This window comes from Amycolatopsis sp. NPDC051758 (genome assembly GCF_044453095.1).
In the GTDB taxonomy this organism is placed as follows: Bacteria; Actinomycetota; Actinomycetes; order Mycobacteriales; family Pseudonocardiaceae; genus Amycolatopsis.
Map to the genome: position 1 here is coordinate 506168 of NZ_JBITCJ010000006.1, position 23800 is coordinate 529967.

General features: G+C 70.7%; 20 protein-coding genes. 9 read left to right on the plus strand and 11 right to left on the minus strand.

Features of this window, described 5'->3' with window-relative positions; all coding sequences use genetic code 11:
• The first annotated feature begins 271 nt into the window (after nucleotides 1-271).
• Nucleotides 272-1864 carry an MFS transporter gene (locus ACIA5G_RS29660; RefSeq protein ID WP_395928970.1) on the plus strand — a complete coding sequence of 531 codons (1593 nt, stop codon included), beginning with the start codon at nucleotides 272-274 and terminating at the stop codon, nucleotides 1862-1864.
• A 55-nt stretch (nucleotides 1865-1919) separates the two neighbouring features.
• On the opposite strand, the gene paaE is transcribed toward ACIA5G_RS29660, so the two are convergent.
• The 6 genes from paaE to paaZ are packed head-to-tail and all read right to left on the minus strand — an operon-like array spanning nucleotide 1920 to nucleotide 7568.
• Complete coding sequence (paaE, locus tag ACIA5G_RS29665) at nucleotides 1920-2987, minus strand: 1,2-phenylacetyl-CoA epoxidase subunit PaaE (protein WP_395928972.1); 1068 nt, start codon at nucleotides 2985-2987, stop codon at nucleotides 1920-1922.
• 1 nt (nucleotide 2988) lies between these two features.
• Nucleotides 2989-3477, minus strand: coding sequence for a 1,2-phenylacetyl-CoA epoxidase subunit PaaD (paaD, locus tag ACIA5G_RS29670; protein WP_395928974.1), 489 nt, complete (start codon nucleotides 3475-3477; stop codon nucleotides 2989-2991).
• A complete protein-coding gene (gene paaC / locus ACIA5G_RS29675; protein ID WP_395928976.1) occupies nucleotides 3471-4328 on the minus strand; it encodes a 1,2-phenylacetyl-CoA epoxidase subunit PaaC in 858 nt (285 codons plus the stop codon). Before paaC ends, paaD begins: the two co-directional genes overlap by 7 nt.
• Nucleotides 4325-4609: a 1,2-phenylacetyl-CoA epoxidase subunit PaaB gene (gene paaB, locus ACIA5G_RS29680; protein ID WP_323332469.1), complete on the minus strand. Its 285-nt coding sequence runs from the start codon at nucleotides 4607-4609 to the stop codon at nucleotides 4325-4327. Before paaB ends, paaC begins: the two co-directional genes overlap by 4 nt.
• Nucleotides 4606-5541, minus strand: coding sequence for a 1,2-phenylacetyl-CoA epoxidase subunit PaaA (paaA, locus tag ACIA5G_RS29685; protein WP_395928978.1), 936 nt, complete (start codon nucleotides 5539-5541; stop codon nucleotides 4606-4608). The genes paaB and paaA overlap by 4 nt, the downstream gene beginning before the upstream one ends.
• Entirely contained in the window at nucleotides 5538-7568 is a 2031-nt protein-coding gene (gene paaZ, locus ACIA5G_RS29690) for a phenylacetic acid degradation bifunctional protein PaaZ (protein WP_395928980.1), read from the minus strand. The genes paaA and paaZ overlap by 4 nt, the downstream gene beginning before the upstream one ends.
• A 168-nt stretch (nucleotides 7569-7736) precedes the next feature.
• Here paaZ and paaI point away from each other — a divergent pair, with 168 nt between their 5' ends.
• Genes paaI through ACIA5G_RS29705 form a run of 3 tightly spaced genes read left to right on the plus strand, consistent with a single transcriptional unit; the run spans nucleotide 7737 to nucleotide 10017 of the window.
• Nucleotides 7737-8153, plus strand: coding sequence for a hydroxyphenylacetyl-CoA thioesterase PaaI (gene paaI, locus ACIA5G_RS29695; protein ID WP_395928982.1), 417 nt, complete (start codon nucleotides 7737-7739; stop codon nucleotides 8151-8153).
• Nucleotides 8150-9427, plus strand: a complete 1278-nt coding sequence (gene paaK / locus ACIA5G_RS29700; RefSeq protein WP_395928985.1) for a phenylacetate--CoA ligase PaaK — start codon at nucleotides 8150-8152, stop codon at nucleotides 9425-9427. Before paaI ends, paaK begins: the two co-directional genes overlap by 4 nt.
• Nucleotides 9424-10017, plus strand: coding sequence for a TetR/AcrR family transcriptional regulator (locus ACIA5G_RS29705; RefSeq protein ID WP_395928987.1), 594 nt, complete (start codon nucleotides 9424-9426; stop codon nucleotides 10015-10017). The genes paaK and ACIA5G_RS29705 overlap by 4 nt, the downstream gene beginning before the upstream one ends.
• 26 nt (nucleotides 10018-10043) lie before the next feature.
• Here the strand turns inward: ACIA5G_RS29705 and ACIA5G_RS29710 are convergent, their stop codons facing one another.
• Complete coding sequence (locus tag ACIA5G_RS29710) at nucleotides 10044-10355, minus strand: hypothetical protein (RefSeq protein WP_395928990.1); 312 nt, start codon at nucleotides 10353-10355, stop codon at nucleotides 10044-10046.
• A 194-nt stretch (nucleotides 10356-10549) separates the two neighbouring features.
• Here ACIA5G_RS29710 and ACIA5G_RS29715 point away from each other — a divergent pair, with 194 nt between their 5' ends.
• On the plus strand, nucleotides 10550-11221 hold the full coding sequence (locus ACIA5G_RS29715; protein ID WP_395928992.1) for a TetR/AcrR family transcriptional regulator: 672 nt from the start codon (nucleotides 10550-10552) through the stop codon (nucleotides 11219-11221).
• Here the strand turns inward: ACIA5G_RS29715 and ACIA5G_RS29720 are convergent.
• Nucleotides 11142-12197, minus strand: a complete 1056-nt coding sequence (locus ACIA5G_RS29720; protein ID WP_395928995.1) for an AraC family transcriptional regulator — start codon at nucleotides 12195-12197, stop codon at nucleotides 11142-11144. The two genes, ACIA5G_RS29715 and ACIA5G_RS29720, sit on opposite strands and share 80 nt — an antisense overlap.
• Before the next feature lie 79 nt (nucleotides 12198-12276).
• On the opposite strand from ACIA5G_RS29720, the gene ACIA5G_RS29725 reads away from it, so the two are divergent.
• The 3 genes from ACIA5G_RS29725 (at nucleotide 12277) to ACIA5G_RS29735 (ending at nucleotide 16593) form a co-directional block, all read left to right on the plus strand.
• Nucleotides 12277-13374, plus strand: a complete 1098-nt coding sequence (locus ACIA5G_RS29725) for a winged helix DNA-binding domain-containing protein (protein ID WP_395928997.1) — start codon at nucleotides 12277-12279, stop codon at nucleotides 13372-13374.
• A gap of 88 nt (nucleotides 13375-13462) precedes the next feature.
• A complete protein-coding gene (locus ACIA5G_RS29730) occupies nucleotides 13463-14926 on the plus strand; it encodes a flavin-containing monooxygenase (RefSeq protein WP_395928999.1) in 1464 nt (487 codons plus the stop codon).
• Nucleotides 14926-16593 (plus strand): GMC oxidoreductase, encoded by a 1668-nt coding sequence (locus ACIA5G_RS29735; RefSeq protein WP_395929001.1) that lies wholly within the window; start codon nucleotides 14926-14928, stop codon nucleotides 16591-16593. Before ACIA5G_RS29730 ends, ACIA5G_RS29735 begins: the two co-directional genes overlap by 1 nt.
• Before the next feature lie 39 nt (nucleotides 16594-16632).
• Here the strand turns inward: ACIA5G_RS29735 and ACIA5G_RS29740 are convergent, their stop codons facing one another.
• Together ACIA5G_RS29740 and ACIA5G_RS29745 are read right to left on the minus strand one after the other, a co-directional pair.
• The gene (locus ACIA5G_RS29740; RefSeq protein ID WP_395929003.1) at nucleotides 16633-18414 is read right to left on the minus strand and encodes a BTAD domain-containing putative transcriptional regulator; all 1782 of its coding nucleotides are present in this window, start codon (nucleotides 18412-18414) and stop codon (nucleotides 16633-16635) included.
• 142 nt (nucleotides 18415-18556) lie between these two features.
• A complete protein-coding gene (locus tag ACIA5G_RS29745; protein WP_395929005.1) occupies nucleotides 18557-20041 on the minus strand; it encodes a chitinase in 1485 nt (494 codons plus the stop codon).
• 150 nt (nucleotides 20042-20191) lie between these two features.
• Here ACIA5G_RS29745 and ACIA5G_RS29750 point away from each other — a divergent pair, with 150 nt between their 5' ends.
• Nucleotides 20192-22594, plus strand: coding sequence for a Tex family protein (locus tag ACIA5G_RS29750; RefSeq protein ID WP_395929007.1), 2403 nt, complete (start codon nucleotides 20192-20194; stop codon nucleotides 22592-22594).
• Between the two features lie 303 nt (nucleotides 22595-22897).
• Here ACIA5G_RS29750 and ACIA5G_RS29755 read toward each other — a convergent pair whose 3' ends face one another.
• Nucleotides 22898-23764, minus strand: coding sequence for a YwqG family protein (locus tag ACIA5G_RS29755; RefSeq protein ID WP_395929009.1), 867 nt, complete (start codon nucleotides 23762-23764; stop codon nucleotides 22898-22900).
• Nucleotides 23765-23800 lie beyond the last annotated feature (36 nt).

A 23800-nucleotide genomic window follows, 5' to 3' on the forward strand; every position in this document is an offset into this window, starting at 1 on the left:
TTGCACTTCCGGCCGGGGTCCGCGGCTCGGTACCGTCGGCCCTTGGAATGTCCGGAAGCGCAGAGATGAGCACCTTCGGGAACGACTGGCGTGAGCCTGACCGAGAATCGCCTGAGGAGTTCGACATGCGTGTCGCATTCGTGATCCGGCCGGTTTCGGCCCACCTGTTCTCCTCGTCCAGCCCGGCCCGGTTCGTGCCCGTTCCCGAAGGGCTCGTCCGCGAACACCCGCGCCGCTAAACCGCGTTATCAGTTGGATGGAGATGGAGATCATGACGACGGAGCTCACAGGCAGCCGGGCCCCCGCCCCAGGGCGGGCGGGGGCGCGCCAGTGGATCGCCCTCGCGGTGCTGAGCCTGCCGACGATGCTGGTGTTCCTGGATCTGACGGTGATGTTCCTGGCGATGCCGCACATCACCGTCGACCTCGGCGCCAGCGCGTTGCAGAGCCTGTGGATGGTGGACATCTACAGCTTCCTGATCGCCGGCTCCCTGGTCACGATGGGCCGGCTCGGCGACCGGATCGGCCGGCGCAAGCTGCTGCTGATCGGCGCGTCCGCGTTCGGCCTGCTCTCGCTCGTGGCGGCGTTCGCCACCAGCCCGGCGATGCTGATCGCCGCGCGGGCCGGCCTCGGGATCGCGGGCGCCACGTTCATGCCCTGCATCCTCGCCCTGATCTCCACCCTGTTCCCGGACCCCAAGCAGATGGCCAAGGCGCTGGCGATCTGGACGACCGCCGGGGCCGGCGGCATGGCCCTCGGCCCGTCGGTCGGCGGCCTGCTGCTGAACTCGTTCTGGTGGGGCTCGGTGTTCCTCATCTCCGTGCCGCTCATGGCGATCCTGGTCTTCACGGGCAAGGCGCTGCTGCCGGAGTCGCGTGACGAAAACGCGTCCAACCTCGACCTCGTCAGCGTCGCGCTCTCCCTGGTCTCGATCCTCGCGATCATCTACGGGCTGAAGGAGCTCGCCCGCAACGGGTGGGACCCGGTGCCGGCCGTGGTCACCGTGATCGGCGTGGTGCTCGGGGTGCTGTTCGTGCGGCGGCAGCGCCGGCTGCCCGACCCGTTGCTCGACATCGCGCTGTTCAAGATCCCGCAGGTGGGTGGGGCGCTGACGCTGTTCCTGGTGACGGGCATCGTGATGGCGGGCACCGGCCTGCTGACCGCCCAGTTCTTCCAGCTCGTGCTGGGTCTCAGCCCGCTCGAGGCCGCGTTGTGGCTGATCCTGCCGTCGATCCTGGCGATCGTCGGGGTGCAGCTGTCGATGCCGCTGGCCTCCAAGGTGCGTCCCAGCGTGGTGCTCACCGCCGGTTTGGTGATCAGCGCCGTGGGCATGCTGCTCATCGGGCTGGCGCCCTCCACCGGCGGGCTGTTCCTGCTGGTCTTCGGCATCTGCGTCGTCTACTTCGGGGTCGGCGCGGTCCCGGCGCTCTGCAACCAGCTGACCATGGCGGCGGCGCCGCCGGAGCGCCAGGGTTCGGCGGGCTCGATCTCGACGACCGCCGGTGAGCTCGGCAACGCGCTGGGCATCGCCTCGCTCGGCAGCATCGCCACGATCCTGTACACGGCGTGGGTGACCGTGCCGGCCGGCGTTCCCGGCGACGCGGCGACCGTGGCCAAGGAAGACCTGCCCGGCGCGGTGGCCGCCGCCGGCAAGCTGCCGGGTGCGCTCGGGGAGCAGTTGCTGAAGACGGCGCAGGGGACGTTCGGCGACGCCCTCACCGCGGTCGCCATCGGCGCCGCGATCGTGCTGGTCCTGCTGTCCGGTGTCGTCTTCGCGACGGTGCGCCACGTCAAGCCGATCGGGTCCGAGGAGCCGGCTCCGGCTCCGGACGCCGACGCCGAGCTGCCCGTCGAGCACAACTGATCCGGAAGCAGAACGCCCGTGACACCACGTGTCACGGGCGTTCTGCTGTCAGGACTCAGGCGTCGAAGTCGACCGTGATCGTCTCCGAGACCGGGTAGGACTGGCACGTCAGCACAAAACCCGCGTCCACTTCGGCCTGCTCCAGGGCGAAGTTGCGGCGCAGGTCCACCTTGCCGTCCGTGACGCGCGCCCGGCAGGTGCCGCAGACCCCGCCCTTGCAGGCGAACGGCAGGTCCGGGCGGAACCGCTGCGCGCCGTCCAGCACCGACGACGACCGCGGCAGGCTCATCGTGCTGGACCGGCCGTCCAGGACCACCTTCACCTCGGACGACTCCCCCGCCACCGCCGGGTCGTCGTGGGTGACCGGCTCCGGCGGGGTGTCGACGTAGAACAGCTCCTGGTGGATGCGGGAGCGCGGGACGTCCAGGGATCCCAGCAGCTCCTGCGCGCCGGTCACCATCTCGAACGGGCCGCACAGCCACCAGTGGTCCACAGTGGACACCGGCACCAGGGTGCCGAACAGCTGCCGCAGCTTGGGCACGTCCAGGCGGCCGGTGAACAGCTCCGCCTCGCGCGGCTCGCGGGACAGGACGTGGATCAGCTCGAGCCGCGACGGCGCGCGGTCCTTCAGGTCCGCCAGCTCGTCGGCGAACATCACCGTGTCCGTGCGGCGGTTGCCGTACAGCACCGTCACCGTCGCGTCCGGGGTGGCCAGCAGCGACGACACGATCGACAGCACCGGCGTGATGCCCGAGCCCGCCGCGATCAGCACGTGGTGGCCGCCCGCGGACAGGTCCGGGGTGAACGACCCCGTCGGCGGCGCGACTTCGATGGTGTCTCCGGCGCGGACGTCGTTGAGCAGCCACGACGAGAACAGCCCGCCCGGCACCAGCCGCACGCCTACCCGGGGCGCGGTCCCGGCCGCGGCGCAGATCGAGTACGACCGGCGCTCGTCCCGCCCGTCCACCTCACGGCGCAAAGTCAGCGACTGCCCCGGTTTGAAGGCGAAGTCCGCTGCCAGCTCCTCCGGGACGTCGAACGTCACGGCGACGGCGTCGTCGCACAGCCGCTCGATGCCGGCGACGGTCAGCGGGTGGAACCGCCGGGAAATCGTGCTCGTCACCTTAGATCTCCTTGACGTGCTCGAACGGTTCCTGGCACGACCGGCAGCGCCGCAGCGCCTTGCACGCCGTCGCGCCGAACCGGGACTGCTCTTCGGTGTCCGTGGACCCGCACAGCGGGCAGCGCACGGCCGACACCGGCGCCGTCAGCGTCAGCGGGATCGGCCCGGCCCGCCGGGGCGCCGCACCCGGGGGCGCGATGCCGGCCTCGGCCAGCTTCTGCCGCCCGGAAGCCGAAATCCAGTCCGACGACCACGACGGCGAAAGCTGCGTCCGGATCTCGACGTCGGCATAACCCGCGGTGACCAGCGCGTGCTCGAGGTCGTCGCGCATGGTGTCCATCGCCGGGCAGCCGGTGTAGGTCGGGGTGATCGCGACGACCACGCGACCGTCCTCTTCGGACACCGAGCGCAGCACGCCGAGGTCCGCCAGCGTCAGCATCGGCAGCTCCGGGTCGGTGACCGTCGCGGCCACGGCGGCGGCGGTCACCACTTCGCGTCCGGCATGGCCCGGGCGACACTCTGCAGCTCCGCCACCAGGAACCCCATCTGCTCGGTGTGGACGCCGTCGCGGCCGGTCCGGCCGGACACCCCCGCCAGCTCCCCGGCCGAAGGACGGGTCAGGGTCGCCGCGGTGAGGGCCTGGTCCAGCACCGCGTCGAACTCGGGCCGCAGCGAAGCCGCGTCCACCAGCTCGAGCGGGTGCGTCCGGAACAGCTCGCCGACGTACGGCCAGACCGCGTCGAGGCCTTCCTGCATCCGCTCGTGCGACAGCGGCGTGCCGTCGCCGAGCCGGACCAGCCATTGCGCCGCGTAGTCGCGGTGGTAGGCGACTTCCTTGACGCCCTTGTCCGCGATGGCCGCAAGCACCGGATCCACCGACGACACCAGCCGCTGCAGCAGCGCCAGGCGCCAGGTCGAGAACACGAACAGCCGCGCGATCAGGTGCCCGAAGTGCCCGCTGCCCAGCTCCGCGAGCCGGACGTTGCGGAACTCGTTGTCGACGCGGTCGAAAGCGAACGAGTCCTCCGAACGCCCGGTGCCGTCGGCCTTGCCGGCGCGAGCCAGCAGCAGCCGGGCCTGGCCGAGCAGGTCGAGGCCGATGTTCGCGATGGCGACCTCGTCCTCCAGCTCGGGCGCGTTCGTGCACCACTCCTGCAGCCGGTGGGAGAAGATCAGCGCGTCGTCACCCAGCATCAGGCAGTACGCCGCGAGCTGCGTGCCGTCCACTCCGGACGGCACCGACGTGTCCACTCCGGACAGCGGGTCCTCGAAGCCGGTGCCGAACGCCCAGCGGGCGTCGTTCTCCTCGGTCAGCGACTCGTAGACGTTGTCGAAACTCATATGTGCGGCACCTCCTCGGGGATGTCGTAGAACGTCGGGTGCCGGTAGACCTTGTCTCCGCTCGGCGCGAAGAACGGGTCCTTCTCGTCCGGCGACGACGCGGTGATGTCCGAAGCCCGCACGACCCAGATGGACACGCCTTCGTTGCGGCGGGTGTAGAGGTCACGCGCGTGGTGCAGCGCCATCTCGTCGTCGGCCGCGTGCAGCGAACCGACGTGCACGTGGTTCAGCCCGCGCTTGCCGCGGACGAACACCTCGTACAGCGGCCAATCGTGCTTCACGCCGAACCCTCCTTCTTCGCCGCGTGCGCCACGGCGGCTTCGCGGACCCAGGCACCGTCGTCGTGCGCACGGCGGCGGTGCGCGATCCGCGACGCGTTGCACGGGCCGTTGCCCTTCAACACGTTCTTGAACTCGTCCCAGTCCACCGCGCCGAAGTCGTAGTGCTCCCGCTCGGCGTTCCACTTCAGGTCGGGGTCCGGGAACGTGACGCCGAGCGCGGCGGCCTGCGGCACCGACATGTCGACGAAGCGCTGCCGCAGCTCGTCGTTCGTGTGGCGCTTGACCTTCCACGCCATCGACTGCGCGGTGTTCGGCGAGTCGGCGTCCGGCGGGCCGAACATCATCAGCGACGGCCACCACCAGCGGTTCACCGCCTCCTGGACCATCTCCCGCTGCTGCTCGGTGCCCTTCATCATCGTCATCAGCAGCTCGAAGCCCTGCCGCTGGTGGAAGGACTCCTCCTTGCAGATGCGGATCATCGCCCGCGCGTACGGCCCGTACGACGACCGGCACAGCGGCACCTGGTTGCAGATCGCGGCGCCGTCGACCAGCCAGCCGATCACGCCGACGTCGGCGAAGGTCAGCGTCGGGTAGTTGAAGATCGACGAATACTTCTGCCGGCCGGTGATCAGCTTGTCGGTCAGATCGGCGCGGTCCGCGCCCAGCGTCGCCGCGGCCGAGTACAGGTAGAGGCCGTGGCCGGCTTCGTCCTGGACCTTGGCCAGCAGGATCGCCTTGCGGCGCAACGACGGCGCGCGCGTGATCCAGTTGCCTTCGGGCTGCATGCCGATGATCTCCGAGTGCGCGTGCTGCGCGATCTGCCGGATCATCGTCTTGCGGTACCCCTCGGGCACCCAGTCGCGCGGCTCGATCCGCTGGTCGCGCTGGATGGTGTGCTCGAAGTGCTCCTCGAGCGAGACGGTGGCGGTCACGGCTGCTCCTTCGACACGAGCGTCAGGACGTCGTACTTGGCGACGGACTCACCGTCGGCGTTGGTGACGTCGGCGTCCCAGCGGACCTCGCCGTACTCCTGGTCGATCCGCGGGGTGATCTGCTTGGCGGTGAGCGTCACGGTCAGCGAGTCGCCGACCTTGACCGGCGTCAGGAACCGCAGGTTCTCGAGGCCGTAGTTGGCCAGCACCGGGCCGGGCTCGGGCGAGACGAACAGGCCCGCCGCGAACGAGACCACGAGGTAGCCGTGCGCGACGATCCCGCCGAACAGCGGGTTCGCGGCCGCCGCCTCCGGATCGGTGTGCGCGTAGAACGTGTCGCCGGTGAACTCGGCGAAGTGGTCGACGTCCTCCTGGCTGACCGTGCGCGGCCCGGCGACAACCGAGTCGCCGATCTTCAGCTCGGCCAGGGACTTCCGGAACGGATGGACGTCACCCTCGGTGCGCGGGGCGCCGGTGACCCAGCGGCCGGTGACGGCGGAGAGCACCGCCGGCGAGCCCTGGACCGCGGTGCGCTGCATGTGGTGCAGCACGCCGCGGACACCACCCATCTCCTCGCCGCCGCCGGCACGACCCGGGCCGCCGTGGACCAGCTGCGGCATCGGCGAGCCGTGGCCGGTCGACTCCTTGGCGTCGTCGGCGTCCAGGACCAGCAGCCGGCCGTGGTACGCCGCCGCGCCGAGGACAACCTCGCGGACGAACTCCTTGTCGGCGCTGACGATCGAGCCGGCCAGGCTGCCGCCACCGCGAGCCGCGAAGTCGACGACCTGCTCGGTGGACGTGTAGGGCATGAGCGTCGAGACCGGGCCGAACGCCTCGACCTCGTGCGGCTCGGACCGCTCCGGGTCGGCCTTCAGCAGCACCGGGGAGATGAACGCGCCGCGCTCGGCGTCCCCGTCGAGCACCTCGACCTTCTCCGGGTCGCCGAACACGACGCTCCCGGCGTCCAGCAGCGCCTTCAGCGAGCGCCGGACCTCTTCACGCTGCTCCAGGCTGGCCAGCGCACCCATCCGGACACCCTCGGCGGTGGGGTTGCCGACGGTCACCTTCGCCAGCCGCGCCGACGCCGCCTCGGCGACGGCGTCCAGAAGCGAAGCCGGGACGAACGCGCGGCGGATGGCCGTGCACTTCTGGCCCGCCTTGACCGTCATCTCCGAGGTCAGCTGCTTGACGAACAGGTCGAACTCGGTCGTGCCCCGGACCGCGTCCGGGCCGAGGATCGAGCAGTTCAGCGAGTCGGCCTCGGCGTTGAACCGCACCGAGTTCCGCACGATCGCCGGGTGCGCACGCAGCTTCTGCGCGGTGGACGCCGAGCCGGTGAACGACACCAGGTCCTGCGCGGTCACGTGGTCGAGCAGGTCGCCGACACTGCCGGCGACGAACTGCAGCGAACCCTCGGGCAGGATCCCGGACTCGATGATCAGCTCGACCAGGCGGGCGGTCAGGTAGGCCGTCTGGCTCGCGGGCTTGACCAGGCTGGGGACGCCGGCGAGGAACGCGGGAGCGAACTTCTCGAGCGGGCCCCACACTGGGAAGTTGAACGCGTTGATCTGGACCGCGACACCCCGCAGCGGGGTCGCGATGTGCTGGGCGACGAACGTGCCCCCGCGCGACAGCGGCTCGACGTTGCCCTCGACGTAAACGGTGTCGTTCGGCAGCTCGCGCTTGCCCTTGGAGGCGTAACTGAACAGCACGCCGATGCCGCCGTCGATGTCGAACTTCGAGTCACCCAGCGTCGCGCCGGTGCGGGCGGAGAGTGCGTACAGCTCCTCGCGGTGCTCACGCAGGTGCGAGGCCAGCGCCTTCAGCAGGGCCGCACGCTGGTGGAACGTCAGCTCGCGCAGCGCCGGGCCGCCGACCCGGCGGCCGTACGCCAGCGCGCCGGCGAAGTCGACGCCGTCGGAGGAGATCCGGGCGACCTCCTCGCCCGTGGTGGCGTCGTGCAGGGGGACGCCGTCACCCGCCGCCGTGTGCCACTCCCCGGAGACGTAGCTGCGCAACACTGCCATCAGGTCCCGACCTCCACCGAATTACCTACCGGACGTTCAGTTATTTGCATGGTAACCGCCGCGGCCCGGGATCGGAAGGGGCGGCGCTTGACACCGGCCGGGCCACTGCCTTTACTGAGCGGCACCGCCAGGTGACCGTCCATTCGGTAGGTCAGGCACGGAGGACGAATGACCAACGCCGCGCACACCATGTTCGCCGCCGACGAAGCTTCGCGCGCGCTGGGCATCGAGCTGGTCGAAGCGGGCGAGGGCCGCGCCGTCGCGACCATGACGATCACGCGCGAGATGGTCAACGGCCACGACATCGCGCACGGCGGCTACGTCTTCCTGCTCGCCGACACGGCGTTCGCCTGCGCCTGCAACACCCACGGCCCGGTGACGGTCGCTGCCGGCGCCGAGATCTCCTTCGTCGCGGCCGGCCGGCTCGGCGACCACCTCGTCGCCACGGCCGCCGAGCGCACCCGCTACGGCCGCAACGGCATCTACGACGTCACCGTGCACCGGGAGACCCCCGGCGGGCCCGAGGTCGTCGCCGAATTCCGCGGCCGCAGCCGCGTCCTCTCCGCGAAACGAGACGATGCATGATCGAGGCGAACATCGGCGCCGGGGAGCTGGCCGCCCTGCAGCTGGAACGCCTGCAGTGGACACTCCGGCACGCCTACACGAACGTCCCGGCGTACCGGAAGAAGTTCGACGAGGCCGGCGTGCATCCGGACGACTGCAAGGAGCTCGCCGACCTGGCGAAGTTCCCGTTCACCACGAAGCAGGACCTGCGCGAGAACTACCCGTTCGGGATGTTCGCCGTGCCGCAGGACCAGGTGCGCCGCATCCACGCCTCCAGCGGCACCACCGGCAAGGCCACCGTGGTCGGCTACACCGAGCGGGACATCGACACCTGGGCCACGGTGATGGCCCGCTCGATCCACGCCGCGGGCGGCCGGCCGGGGCACAAGGTGCACGTCGCGTACGGCTACGGCCTCTTCACCGGCGGCCTCGGCGCGCACTACGGCGCGGAGAAGCTGGGCTGCACCGTGATCCCGGCGTCCGGCGGGATGACCGCGCGGCAGGTGCAGCTGATCACCGACTTCCGGCCCGAGGTCATCATGGTCACGCCGTCGTACATGCTGACGCTGCTCGACGAGTTCGAGCGCCAGGGTGTCGACCCCCGGGCGAGCTCGCTGAAGGTCGGCATCTTCGGCGCCGAGCCGTGGACCGAGCAGATGCGCACCGAGATCGAGGAGCGGTTCGCGATCGACGCCGTCGACATCTACGGGCTGTCCGAGGTGATGGGCCCGGGTGTCGCGCAGGAGTGCGTCGAGACGAAGGACGGCCTGCACATCTGGGAGGACCACTTCTACCCCGAGGTGATCGACCCCTTCGACGAGCACGTCCTGGACGGCGGTGAGACCGGTGAGCTGGTGTTCACGTCGCTGACCAAGGAAGCGTTGCCGATCATTCGCTACCGAACCCGCGACCTGACGGCGCTGTCGCCGGGGACCGCGCGGCCGGCGTTCCGGCGGATGGCCAAGGTCACCGGCCGCACCGACGACCTGATCATCCTGCGCGGGGTCAACGTCTTCCCGACGCAGATCGAGGAGATCGTGCTGCGCACGGCCGGGCTGAGCCCGCACTTCCAGCTCGTCCGGTCCACCCGCGGCCGGCTCGACCACCTGACCGTGCTGGTCGAGGCGCGCCACGACGCTTCGGCGTCTTCGCGCGAGCAGGCCGCTGCCTCGCTGATCGCGGGTGTGAAGGACGGCGTCGGTGTGACGGTGTCGGTGGACGTCGTCGACCCGGACACCCTGGAGCGGTCCATGGGCAAGATGCGGCGCATCGTGGACCAGCGGGAGAAGCCGTGACGGCGCCCCGGCGCGGACGTCCCGGATACGACCTCGAGTCACTGCTGCAGGTGGCGGTGAAGCTGTTCAACGAGCGCGGGTACGACGGCACGAGCATGGAGGACCTCTCCCGCAAGCTCGGCATCACGAAGTCGGCGATCTACCACCACGTGCCCAGCAAGGAGGAGCTGCTGCGGCTGTCGGTGGACCGGGCGCTGGACGGGCTGTTCGCCGTCGCCGCGGAGACGACCGAGCTCGACGGGCGCGCGATCGACCGGCTGGAGCACCTGGTGCGCGGCAGTGTGCTGGTGCTGGCCGACCGGCTGCCGTTCGTCACGCTGCTGCTGCGCGTGCGCGGCAACACGAAGGTGGAGCGGGCGGCGCTGGCTCGCCGGCGCGAGTTCGACCTGCTGGTGACGGACCTGGTGAAACAGGCCGAAGCCGAGGGAGACATCCGCCCGGACGTCGACCCGGCGGTGACGGCGCGGCTCATCTTCGGCATGGTCAACTCGCTGATCGAGTGGTACAAACCGCGACGGGGCTCGTCGGCGGCCGAAGTGGCGGACGCGGTCTGCAAAGTGGCGTTCGAGGGCCTGCGCACGGATTCGTGAGCGGCACGTTTCCGTTGCCCTGCCGGTTAGTCCCCCGCGGCCTGGGGCGGCCGCCCCGCTTGCCAAAGAAGGGCTTCGCGCAACTGTCCGATCAGTTGCTCGTCGTCCGCTTCCGACGGGTCGACACCCAAGGGGATCCAGCGCTCGGAAACCTTCTCCCGCTCGTGGTAACTGGTGATCACGATGCCGGAGTAGGACAGGGAATCCTTGTCCGCGCAGTCGCCGTCGGGCAGCGGCTCGTCGGCCTCGAAACCCTCGTCGAAGCTGACGTGGCGATGCTGCAGGCGGACGCTCACCCAGCGCCCGGCCGGCCGGATCGGCGCGCCTTCTTCGTTCATCTGCTCCTACCCCCGGTCGCGGGCCCCCTGCCGTCTCGTCGCATCCGGACACCGGGAAGTTACCGGCGGGTTGTTCCGGTTGCGTAACGACGGGACCCGGCGCGAAACTTCGGTTGCCCACCACCGGACTCAGTCTCTTGACGGCAAGTCAACTACTTGTTGACAGCGTGCCGATCCCCGGCGAGGCTGGGCGCATGACCAGTGGGACCCGGCCCCGGCGCCGCCGGCTCGAACCCGCCGAACGGCGTGCGGAGATCCTCGCCGCCGCGCGGCACCTGTTCGGCGCCGGCAGTTACGCGTCGGTGTCCACTTCGGACATCGCCGAGGCGGCCGGAGTCGCGCGCCCGCTGATCAACCACTACTTCGGCGGGAAGCGTGAGCTGTACCTGGAAGTGGTGCGGCAGCTGATGATCGTGCCCGCGCCGGTCACCGAAGCCCTGCCGGACACCACGATGGAGCAGCGGCTCGCGATCGGTGTCGAGCGGTGGATCGAGGTGGTGGACCGCAACCGCGACGCGTGGCTGACCGTGATCGGGCCGGAATCGGCGGGCCGCGACCCCGAGATCGAGCGGATCATGCTGGAGGCCGACGAGATCGCCGCCGACCGCGTTCTCGAAGCCGCGTTGATGACCGGCGTGACCGAGGGCCGCGAAGAGCTGCGCGCGATGATCCGGTCGTTCGGCGGGATGCTGCGGGCGGCGTCGCGCGAATGGCTGATCCGCGGCACGCTGGACCGGACGGCGCTGCGCACCTTTCTCACCGATTCGATCCTCAACCTGCTGAAGGTCACCTACCCGGCGGTGCTTGCCGAGCGGCCCGGAACCGGCGGGCGAACGCCGCCGGTGTCATCCCGGTCCAGCGCTTGAACGCGTAGATGAAGCTGGACGCCTCGGCGTACCCGAGCCGGTACGCGACGTCCTCGACCGACAGCACCCCGGTGTCGAGCAGCTCCTCGGCCAGCGTCTGGCGGACCTCGTCGACCAGCGCGCGGTAGCTGGTGCCGGCTTCGGTCAGCCTGCGCCGCAGCGTGCGGGTGCTGAGCGTCAGCTGCTGGGCGATCTCGTCCATGCCGGCGTCGACCCCGCCGAGGCGCACCAGGCGTTCCCGGACCTGCTGGGAGATGCCGGAGCGCTGCCGTTTGCGCGCGACGAGCGTCTCGCACTGCGCCGCGCAGAGGGCGACGGTCTGCTCGTTGGCCTGCGGCAGCGGCCGGGTCAGCAGCGCCGGGTCGAGCGTCGCGCGGCAGGCGTCGGCGCCGAACCGGGGCCGCAGCCCGAACGTCGTCACGTAAGGGTCCACTGTGGACGACTCGTGCCGGAAGCTCAGCTCGTCCGGCGCGATCTCCGGCAGCAGGTCGCGCATCACCGTGAAGATCGCGGCCAGGTCGCGCAGCACGAGGAACCGGGCGACGTCGGCGGGGACGCGGCTGTCGTCGAGCTCCAGCGTCAGGCGCCCGTGCCCGAGTTCGACGTGCGGGATGCAGAAGGCGAAGCTCAGGTCGAAGTAGCGCAGGGCGAACAACATCGCGTCGCGCAGGGTCGGGCTGCTGATGCACGCGAAGCCGAAGATGCCGAAGGTGGTGACGCGGTAGCGGCGCCCGAGTTCGAGGGCCGTCGCGTCCGAACCGTCCAGTTCGGCCAGTGCCCGGACGACGGCCAGCTCCTGGCGCGCGTCGACCTGCACCGCCGGGTCGGCGAGCAGCTCCGGTGAGAGCGTCGTCGCGGCGAGCAGCTTCCCGGCGGCCAGGCCGCGCTCGGCGGCGAACCGCGTCATCAGTTCGATGCTCGCGGTGCCGCGCGGGAAGTCCCAGTCCCCGACGGCGGGCGCGGCGAGCTCGGCCATGGCCGGAAGTATGGATGACGGCCCGCCGGGCGTCGAATCGAGGACCGGAACCGTCCTGGGTGATCGTTAAGGTGACGGCGTGGAGACCTTGAGCCGACGGGCCTTGAACCGGGCGACGCTGGAGCGCCAGCTGCTGCTGCGCCCCGCGAAGATGTCCGCCTACGACGCCGTCGAGCACCTGGCCGGGCTCCAGGCGCAGGCGCCGTTCCCGCCGTATTACGCGCTGTGGCCGCGGCTGCACGGGTTCCGGCCGGCGGAGCTGGCGTCGCTCCTGGAAGACCGCCGGGTGGTCCGGATCGCGCTGATGCGCGGCACGGTCCACCTGGTGACGGCGGCGGACGCCCTGGCGTGGCGGCCGGTGGTGCAGGTGCTCTACGACCGCGACCTGAAGACGAACACCCAGCACGCCCGTGAGCTGGCCGGGCTGGACCACTCCGCCGTCGCCTCGGCGGCGCGGGAGCTGCTCGCCGCGTCGCCGCTGTCGAGCACGGCGCTGGGCGCGTCACTGGCGCAGCAGTGGCCGGACGTCGCCCCGGCGTCCCTGACGCACCTCGCCCGGGGCCGGTTGCCGCTGGTGCAGACACCACCGCGGGCGATCTGGGGCAAGGCCGGCCAGACGATGTACGCGTGTCTGGACGAGTGGGTGGGTGAACCGCTGTCGCCACCGTCGCCGGCTTCGCTCATCACGCGGTACCTGCGCGCGTTCGGCCCGGCGTCGGTGGCGGACGTCCAGGCGTGGGCCGGCATCACCCGGCTGGGCGAGGTGGCGGCGGAGATGGACCTGCGCCGCTACCGCGACCCGGACGGCCGCGAGCTGCTGGACCTGCCCTCGCTGACCGTGCCGTCCGAGGACGTCCCGGCGCCGCCTCGGCTGCTGGGGCCGTTCGACCAGACGATCCTTTCGTACGCGGACCGGACGCGGGTCATTTCGGACGACAACCGCAAGCGCGTGATCACCCAGAACGGCCTGGTCAAGGGGACGCTGCTGGTCGGCGGGTTCGTGCGGGGGTTTTGGGAGATCAAGACTTCTCGCAAGGCAGCGGTCGTCGAGCTGTCGCCGTTCGAGAAGCTGGCCAAGCGGGATCTGGCGGCGCTGGAGAGCGCGGCGGGGCGGCTGATGAGCTGGGCCGAGCCGGCGGCGGAGAGCCGGGAGGTCAGAGTGCTGCCGGTCGCCTAGCGCCCCCGGACGGGCGTGGCCGGAATTCTCGATCGAGTGACCGGTCGTGTCCTGTTGTCACAGGCTTCGGGTGCGTAGCTTTTTCCGCATGACTGGTTCGGCGAAGGGGCCGTCGGTGCTGATCGTGGGCACCGGGTTCGGCGGCATCGGGACGGCGATCGAGCTGCGGCGGGCCGGGTTCACTGACTTCACGCTGCTGGAGAGCGCGGCCGAGCCCGGGGGTGTCTGGCGGGACAACACCTACCCCGGCGCCGCGTGTGACATCCCGTCGCCGCTGTATTCGTTCTCCTTCGAGCCGAACCCGCGGTGGCCGAAGCGGTTCTCGCACCAGCCGGACATCCTGGCCTACCTGCGGGGTGTCATCACCAAGTACGGGCTCGAGCCGCACATCCGGTACCGGACCGAGGTCACCGAGGCGGCCTTCGACGAGGCGCGCGGCGTCTGGCGCGTCGAGACGAAACCCGGCGAGACCTACGAGGCGAACGTTTTTGTGCCCGCTGTCGGACAGCTGTCGCGGCCGGTGCTGCCCGACATCCCGGGCCGCGAGAGCTTCGCCGGGGACGCCTTTCACTCGGCGCGCTGGGACCACGACGTCGACCTGGCCGGGAAGCGGGTCGCCGTGGTCGGGACCGGGGCCAGCGCCGTGCAGTTCGTGCCCGAGCTGCGGAAACACGCCCGGCACGTCACGGTCTTCCAGCGCACGCCGCCGTACGTCATGGCGAAGTCCGACCCCACCTATCGCCGCTGGCAGCACTGGCTGTTCGAGCACCTGCCGCCGACACAGCTGCTCGGCCGGCTGCGGATCTTCCTGCTCGCCGAGTACGCGACGTACGCCATGACGAAGCACCCCCTGCTGGCGAAGATGTTCGAGCTGCGGACCGCGCAGCTGCGCCGCCGGCACATCAAGGACCCCGAGCTGCGCGCGAAGCTCAAGCCGGCGTGTCCCCTGGGCTGCAAGCGGATCCTCTTCACCAACGACTACCTGCCCGCGCTGGCGCAGCCGGACGTCGACGTCGAGACGCGGCGGATCGGCGAGATCACCGAAAAGGGCGTCCGGGTCGAAGACGGCACCGAGATCGAAGCGGACGTCCTCGTGTACGGCACCGGGTTCGCCGCGACGGACTTCCTCGGCCCGCTGAAGGTGCTCGGCCTCGGCGGCCGGTCGCTGCAGGACGCCTGGTGCGGCGGGGCGCGGGCGTACCTGGGCATGGCCGTGCCCGGCTTCCCGAACATGTTCTGCGTCTACGGGCCCAACACGAACCTCGGCGCCGGGTCGATCATCTACATGATCGAGCGCCAGGCGCGGTACATCCGCCAAGCGGTGGAACAGCTCGCGCGACCCGGCGTGTCCTATGTGGACGTCAAGCCGGAGGTCGAAGAGCGTTACGACGGCGAGGTGCAGCAGCGGCTGGGCCGCAGCGTGTGGAGCGCCTGCACCAGCTGGTACCGCCAGGCCGACGGCCGGGTGACGACCAACTGGCCGGGCCTGGTCACCGAGTACGACCGGCGCACCCGGCGGCTCGACCCCGCGGACTACCGGGTGGTGGCGTGATGGACTACGACGTCCTGGTGATCGGTTCGGGCTTCGGCGGCAGTGTCACGGCGCTGCGGCTGACCGAGAAGGGCTACCGCGTCGGCGTGCTGGAGACCGGCCGCCGGTTCGCCGACGACGAGTTCGCGAAGACGTCGTGGCGGCTGCGGAAGTACCTGTGGGCGCCGAAACTCGGGTGCTTCGGCATCCAGCGGCTGACGCTGCTGAAGAACACCTTCGTGATGAGCGGCTCCGGCGTCGGCGGCGGTTCGCTGGTGTACGCGAACACGCTGTACGAGCCGCCGGACAAGTTCTACGCCGACCCGCAGTGGGCGCACATCACGGACTGGAAGGACGAGCTGGCGCCGTACTACGACCAGGCGAAGCGGATGCTCGGCGTGGTCGAGAACCCGGCGACGACGGCCGCGGACCGCGTGCTCAAGGACGTCGCCGACGACCTGGGCATCGGGCACACCTACCGCCGCACGCCGGTCGGCGTCTACTTCGGACAGTCCGGGGTGGACCCGTTCTTCGGCGGCGCCGGGCCGGTGCGGCAGAAGTGCACGCTGTGCGGCGAATGCATGACGGGCTGCCGGGTCGGGGCGAAGAACACCACCGTGAAGAACTACCTGTACCTGGCCGAACAGGCCGGTGCTTCGGTGCACCCCCTGACCACCGCGGTCTCCGTCCGGCCGGTCGAGGGCGGGTACGCCGTCGACACCGAACGCACCGGGCGCTGGGTCCGCAAGGGCCGCCGGACGTTCACCGCGGCGCAGGTGGTGTTCGCCGCGGCGTCGCTGGGCACCCAGCGCCTGCTGCACCAGCTTCGCGACACCGGCACGCTGCCGGACCTGTCACCACGGCTCGGGCTACTGGCGCGGACGAACTCCGAGGCCGTGCTGGCGGCGCGGTCCCTGCGTGACGACACGGACTACACGCGCGGCGTCGCGATCACGTCGTCGATCCACCCGGACGCCGTGACGCACGTGGAACCGGTGCGGTACGGGCGCGGCAGCAACTTCATGGGCCTGATGACCACGGTGCTGGTGGACGCTTCGCCCGGCAAGCGGCGATGGGTCCTGGGGATGAAGGAGCTCTGGCGGCAGCGCCGGAACGTCGTCAAGCTGCACAACCCGCGGCGCTGGTCGGAGCGGATGATCGGGTTGCTGGTGATGCAGACGCTCGACAACTCTGTGACGACGTACACCAAGCGCGGGCTCTTCGGCCGTCGTATGACGACGAAGCAGGGTTCGGGAACGCCGAGTCCCGAGTGGATTCCGGCGGGGCACGAGGTGACACGGCGGGTCGCGGAGAAGATCGGCGGCCTGCCGCAGGGCGCGTGGACCGACCTGGCGAACATCCCGATCACCGGGCATTTCATCGGCGGCTGCGCGATCGGCGACTCCCCGTCGACCGGTGTGGTCGACCCGTACCAGCGGTTGTACGGCTACCCGGGCCTGCACGTCGTCGACGGCTCGGCGATCTCGGCGAACCTGGGCGTGAACCCGTCCCTGACGATCACGGCGCAGGCCGAGCGGGCGATGGCGTTCTGGCCGAACCACGGCGAGGCGGATCCGCGGCCGGCGCTGGGCGCTTCGTATCAGCGGGTGGCGCCGGTGGAGCCGCTCAAACCGGCGGTGCCCTCGGACGCGCCGGGCGCGCTGCGGCTGCCGGTGGTGCCTCGCTGAGCGAGCTCGGGGACGTGCGGCTCCCCCGATGTCGCCAGTTTATCCGGGGGTACCGACGTTTTCGGTGGCCACGAGTTCGGTGATCACCGAGACGTACGCGCGGATCGCTTCGTTCTCTTCCGTCGCACGCCACACCGGGACCGCCAGCATCGGCGGGATGTCGGTCACCGGGACCACCTTCAGGCCCGGGAACGGGTAGCGCTCCAGCAGCGAGACCACCGAGATGTGCAGGCCGATCCCGCGCGCCACCAGGGAAAGCATGTCCTCGGGGCCGATGCGGGTGCGGCCGATCAGCTGGGGGACGTCGTCGTCGGTGCGGGGGATCGGGCGGCCGGACGGTGTCACCGGCGGGGCCCACTGGTCGCGGGCCACCGGGTTCAAGGACTTGCTCGGGTCCAGCAGGCGGTAGTCCGCGATGTCCTCCAGGCTCACCGAAGCGCGCGACGCCAGCGGGTGGTCCTCGCGCATCAGGAGGCCCCGGGGCAGGGACAGCAGCGGCGGGCCGGTGCGCAGGTTCGGCAGGTCGAACGACCGCGTGTCGCCGCCCGGGGCCCAGTGCAGCACCAGGTCGAGGTCGCCTTCCTCGAGCAGGTCGTGCTCGTTCCAGCGGGCGCCGATGCGGATCGGGGTCAGGTTCACCCGGCACGCCGGGTGCCGGCGCTCGAACTCGGCCGTCAGCCGGTTCACCAGGCCGCCGCCGAGGCTCGCCACGTAACCCACCCGCAGCCGGCCGCTGATCCGGCGCCCGGACGTGCGGGTCTCGGTGAAGATTGCCGCCAGCTCCGCCACGCCCGCCCGGGCGCCGGTGCGCAGCCGCTCCCCCAGCTCCGTCAGCCGGACGCCGCCCTCGCCGGACACCACCAGCGTGCCGCCGATCTCGGCCTCCAGCTCGCCGATCTCCTTCTCCAGCACGTCGGCCGTGCTGCGGACCCGCCACGCCGCGGCCTCGAAGTCGCCTTCGCGCGCCACGATCAGCAGGGTCGCGACGGCGCGGATCGCGGCCAGCTCGACCAGCGACCCGGTCCGCGGCTCCCCCGGCTCCGGCTCGAGTTCCAGCTCCAGCTCCGGGTCGCCCACCAGGATCCGCCGGTGCAGCTCCCGCAGCCCGGGTCCCGGATCGGCGCCCAGGTACTCGGCCAGCCGGCGGCGGACGCCGTCGAAGTGCGCGAGCGCGTCCGCCTGGCGCCCGCTGCGGTAGTAGGCGAGGACCAGCTGGGCCGCGAGCCGCTCGTCGAACGGGTGCGCCGCGGCCAGCTGCGGCAGCGTCGCGAGCAGCTCCGCGTGCCGCCCGAGCCGCAGCGAGACGTCGTGGCGGTCCAGCCGCGCCGCGTGCCGCTCGGCCTCCAGCCCTTCGCGGACGCCGGTCAGCCACGGCGAGTCGAGCCCGGCGAACGGCTCACCACGCCACAGCGCCAGCGCCTCGTCGAACAGCTCGGCCGCGGTGCCGTCGTCGGCGAGCCGCGCCCGCGCCACCAGCTCCCGGAAGCGGTGCAGGTCGAGCGACGCGGGCTCGACACGCAGCACGTAACCGTGCGAGGTGCGCTCGATCACGCACCCGGCGGCGCGCAGCCGTGAGACGTAGCTCCGCAGGGTTGCCGCCGCGCGGTGCGGCGGGTGCGCGCCCCAGACACGGGTGACCAGCTGTTCCGGCGGCACCGGCCGGTTCGGGTCCGCGAGCAGGGCGGCCAGCACGTACCGCTGGCGGGCCGGGCCGACGTCGAGGACGGCGCCGCCGGATTCGGCTTCGAGCGTGCCGAGCACCCCGAACCGGACCACCGCGCACCCCCTCCCGAAACCGGCCTTGACCTGCGGATTCCACATTTCCGCAACAATCGTGCACGCCTCGTCCTGCAGTGTAGGTGGCGCGGGCGCGCAGCCGGGGGGTCTGTCGCGCCGGCTGGGGGTGTCATGAAGGGGCCCTTCCGGACCTGGTCCGGAAGGGCCCCTTCATGACGAGCACGGGTTACGGCAGGCCCGCGAGCCCGGCCGAGACCGTGTTCGAGAACGCGTAACCGGCGGTCGCGTCCCAGTTGATCGACCAGGTCATCGCACCGCGGATCGACGGGTAGGTCGCCGACGGCTTGAACGAGCCGCACGACGTGCCCTTGGCCAGGCAGTTCAGCGCCGACACGGTGTTCGCCGGGGCCTGGTAACCACCACCGGCCGCCTGCGACGACGCCGGCAGCCCGAGCCCGACCTGGTCGGCCCGCAGCCCGCCCTGCAGCTGGATGCAGGCCAGCGCGGTCAGGAAGTCGACCGTGCCCTGCGCGTAGACGCTGCCGTTGCAGCCGAGCATGGTGCCCGAGTTGTAGTACTGCATGTTGACGATCGTCAGGATGTCCTTGATGTTCAGCGCGAGCTGGAAGTAACCACCCTGCGTGGACTGCATGTCGATGGTCTGCGGCGCCATCGTGATGACCTTGCCGCCGCCGTTGTAGATGCTGCGCAGGGCCTGGCCCATGTAGGTGGCGTTGACGCCGTTCTCCAGGTCGATGTCGACGCCGTCGAAGCCGTAGTTCGAGATCAGCGACTTGATGCTGTTCGCGAAGTTGGTCGCCGAGTTCGAGTCGCCGACGCTGATCGTGCCGTTCTGGCCGCCGACGGAGATGATCACCTTCTGGCCGCGCGCCTGGACCGTCTTGACGTCGGCCTTGAACTGCGCGTCGGTGTAGCCGCCGAGCTGCGACGACAGGCCGGAGTCGAGGGTGAAGCTCACCGCGCCCGGCGTGCCGGTGGCGTCCGCAAAGGACACCGCGATGATGTTGTACTTCGTCGGGACGTCCGCGAGCTTCAGCGCCTTGGCGCCGTTGTAGAAGTTCTGCCAGTAGCCGGTGAGGACGTGCTTCGGCAGGTCACCCTGGGTCGGCGGCGGGGTGGTCGTCGTCGGCGGGGTGGTCGTGGTCGGCGGCGTTGTCGGGGTGGTCGGCGTGGTCGGCGTGGTGGGCGTCGTCGTCGGCGGGGTGCCCGGGCCGTCGAGGCTGACGTCGTCGGCGAAGTACGTCGGCTGGCCGTACCAGCCGTGCAGGTACACCGTCAGCGACGTGCTCGAGCCGGTGGTGAAGTTCAGCGAGAGCTGCGAGTAGCCGCTGGTGCCCGGCGTCCACGTGCTGGTGGTCGCGGAGCCGGAAACGCCCAGGTAGACGTAGCTGCCCTGGACCCAGGCGGAGAGCTTGTAGGCGGTGTTCGGCGAGACGGCGAGCGTCTGCGAGCACTGCGCGTTGTCCGACGACGTCGGCGTTGCGCTCAGGGCGCGGCTGCCGCTGTGGACGGGGGTGCTCACCGCGGTCGGGACGGCGGTGCAGGTCCAGCCCGACGTCCCGGACTCGAAGCCGGGGTTGGCGAGGATGTTGGCCGCCGAAGCGCTGCCGGCGAGCACGAATGTCACGCCGAGACTCAGCGCGACCACGGAAAGTAAGGACAGAAGGGCTAGACGAGCCTTGGGGACCACGGGACGACCTCCACAGGTGGTGAGGCAGGTCACCACAAAATGGACTAGACCAATCTCGTTGTCAAGGAGCCCCATCCGAAAGTCGGGGTGGTCGGAACGGCAGAATGTGAGGATCGGATCCACCTGAGGGCGAAGCAGGAGCGTGTAGCAGTGAGCGTGTCGGTCGAGCAGAAGATCGCCGAAGAACTGGGCGTGCGCGAAGGACAGGTCAAGGCCGCCGTCGACCTGCTCGACGGCGGCTCGACCGTGCCCTTCATCGCGCGGTACCGCAAGGAAGTCACCGGCATGCTCGACGACGCGCAGCTGCGCACGCTCGAAGAGCGGCTGCGCTACCTGCGGGAACTCGACGAGCGCCGGCTCGCCGTGCTCGAATCCATCCGCAGCCAGGGCAAGCTGGACGAAGCCCTCGAGGCCTCGATCCTCGCCGCGGACACGAAGTCGCGGCTCGAGGACATCTACCTGCCGTTCAAGCCGAAGCGCCGCACGAAGGCCATGATCGCGCGCGAAGCGGGCCTCGAACCGCTGGCCGACGGCCTGCTCAACGACCCGACCACGGATCCGCAGGCCGCGGCGGCGGTGTTCGTCGACGCCGACAAGGGCGTCACGGACGCGCAGGCCGCCCTCGACGGTGCCCGCGCGATCCTCGTCGAGCGCTTCGCCGAGGACGCCGACCTCATCGGCGACCTGCGCGAGAAGATGTGGGGCCAGGGGCACCTGGTCGCCAAGGTCCGCGCCGGCAAGGAGGAGGAAGGCGCGAAGTTCTCCGACTACTTCGACTTCTCCGAGCCGTACACCAAGCTCCCCTCGCACCGCATCCTCGCGATGCTGCGCGGCGAGAAGGAGGAGGTCCTCGACCTCACCATGTCGCCGGCCGAGCCCACCGACGAGCCGCAGGTCGGGCCGACCGACTACGAGACGCGCATCGCCGCGAAGTTCGGCATCACGCAGCAGGGCCGCCCGGGTGACAAGTGGCTCGGCGACACCGTGCGCTGGGCGTGGCGCACCAAGATCCTCCTGCACCTGGGCATCGACCTGCGGATGCGGCTGCGCCAGGCGGCCGAGGACGACGCCGTCCGCGTGTTCGCGTCCAACCTGCGCGACCTGCTGCTCGCCGCGCCGGCCGGCACCCGCGCCACGATGGGCCTCGACCCGGGCTTCCGCACCGGCGTCAAGGTGGCCGTCGTGGACGCGACCGGCAAGGTCGTCGACACCCACGTCATCTACCCGCACCAGCCGGCCAACAAGTGGGACCAGTCGATCGCCGAGCTGGCCGCGCTATGCGCGCGGCACAAGGTGGATCTGGTCTCGATCGGCAATGGCACGGCGTCCCGCGAGACGGACAAGCTCACCCAGGAGCTCATCAAGAAGCACCCGGAACTGAAGCTGACGAAGGCGATCGTGTCCGAGGCGGGCGCGTCGGTGTACTCGGCGTCGGCGTTCGCCTCGGCGGAACTGCCGAACATGGACGTCTCGCTGCGCGGCGCGGTCTCGATCGCCCGGCGCCTGCAGGACCCGCTGGCGGAGCTGGTGAAGATCGACCCGAAGTCGATCGGCGTCGGCCAGTACCAGCACGACCTGTCCGAGGTCTCGCTGTCCCGCTCGCTCGACGCGGTGGTCGAGGACTGCGTGAACGCGGTCGGCGTCGACGTCAACACGGCGTCCGCGCCGCTGCTGACCCGCGTCTCGGGCATCACGACGGGGCTGGCGGAGAACATCGTTTCGCACCGCGACACGAACGGCCCGTTCCGTTCGCGGACGGCGTTGAAGGAGGTCGCGCGCCTCGGCCCCAAGGCGTTCGAGCAGTGCGCGGGCTTCCTCCGCATCCCGGACGGCGACGACCCGCTCGACTCGTCGTCGGTGCACCCGGAGGCGTACCCGGTGGTCCGGCGCATCCTGTCGACGACCGGCACGGACCTGCGGTCGCTGATCGGCAACACGCGGACGCTGTCGTCCCTTCGTCCTGCCGAGTTCGTGGACGAGACGTTCGGTCTCCCGACCGTGACGGACATCCTGGCGGAGCTGGACAAGCCGGGCCGCGACCCGCGCCCCGCGTTCAAGACGGCGACCTTTGCCGAGGGTGTCGACAAGATCGGCGACCTCAAGCCGGGGATGCGCTTGGAGGGTGTGGTCACGAACGTGGCGGCGTTCGGCGCGTTCATCGACGTGGGTGTGCACCAGGACGGCTTGGCGCACGTTTCGGCGCTGTCGAAGAACTTCGTGAAGGACCCGCGTGAGGTCGTGAAGCCCGGGGACATCGTGAAGGTGAAGGTGCTCGATGTCGACGTGCCGCGGAAGCGGATCTCGCTGACGCTGCGCCTCGACGACGAGCCCGGCGCCCCGGCCGGCAACCGCGGCGGAGGCGGCGGTGGCGGCGGTCGTGACCGGGGTCAGCAGGGCGGTGGCGGCGGTGGCCAGCGCCGCGGCGGTTCCGGCGGCTCTGGTGGCGGTCAGCGCGGCGGGAGCAGCGGTGGCGGCGGCCGGGGTGGCAACTCCGGCTCCGGCGGCAGCGGTTCGATGGCGGACGCGCTTCGGCGGGCCGGGTTCGGCAAGTAGGCCAAAGCTCCGCTGAAGGCCACCCCACCCGACTGGCGTAACTCTCCGTATACCGCACTTTCGCTATGAAAGTGTTGTGGAGGGGCGCCCTCCGGCTCACTTTCCTAGCGAAAGTGCGGCTTGGGCCACCTCGAGGAACTTCAAGTCCTCGAGGTGGCCTTCACCGCGTTTCGCGGGTGCGCCGAAGCAGAACGCACCGGCTTCCGGGCTCCCGGCTCCCCGGCCGGGTCACCCTGCCCGGCGACGCCCCGGGTGACCTGCCCATCCACTCCGGCAGGGACGAGGCGGCCCGCAGCTCAGGCCTCACCCGCACTGCAGCGTGCACCTCGCCCGGTCGAAGCGGCCCGCCTCGAGGTCGTCGGCCCGGATGAGCCAGTAGAGCATTCCGGCGTCGCCCCACATCATGTCGGCTTCGTCGTCGCTGTCGATCTGGGCGAGCAGTACCCAGCGGGCCGCCTCCTCGGCCAGCCGGGGGTCTCGGTAGTCCCCGAGCACCGCCGCGGCGATCTCGTTCTCCACCGCGTCCTGGACCGGGTCGGCGAACCCGCCGACCTGGTGGCACGGGCCTTTCTCGTGCGCCTGCCAGACCAGTTGACCGAACACTTCGGTGTCTACGTAGTCCCCGGGGAGCGATACCGTCTCGACCGCCTCGGCGAGGGACTCCCCGCTCGCGGTCTCGGTCTGGTCGAGCAGGATGTGGCCGCTCTGCGGGGCCGTGGCCACCACGTCGCCGAACAGGTCCCGCGCCGGATAAGGCACCACGCCGTCAGGCGCCGCCCGCTCGACGACCGGCACTCCCGCGGGCACAAGAACCACCCGGCTGGCCTCGATGTCGCCGAGCGCCGGGATGTCGTCGGAGACACGGCGGTCGCCGTCGAAGTAGAAGAACAGCAGCGTGCCCGCTTCCGGCAACGGGATGCTCAGGAACTCCCGGGGCAGCGCGGCGCAGTCCACCGAGGCCAGGAAGTCGAGCGGGCCGCACCCGGGCCACTCGGGCCACGCCAGCTCCGCGGGCATCATCGGCGCCCCGCCGATCCGGCCCACCCGCGGCCCCGCTTCGGCGGAAACCAGCCGGATCCCCGGCCGGAACAGCCCGGCCCACGCGGCGGCCGGCTCGGCGGGCAGCCACTCGCGGGCCAGGGCGCTGAGTCGATCTCTCCAAGACGTCACGGGGACATCGTGGCAGGGGGCACCGACAAAAACGGC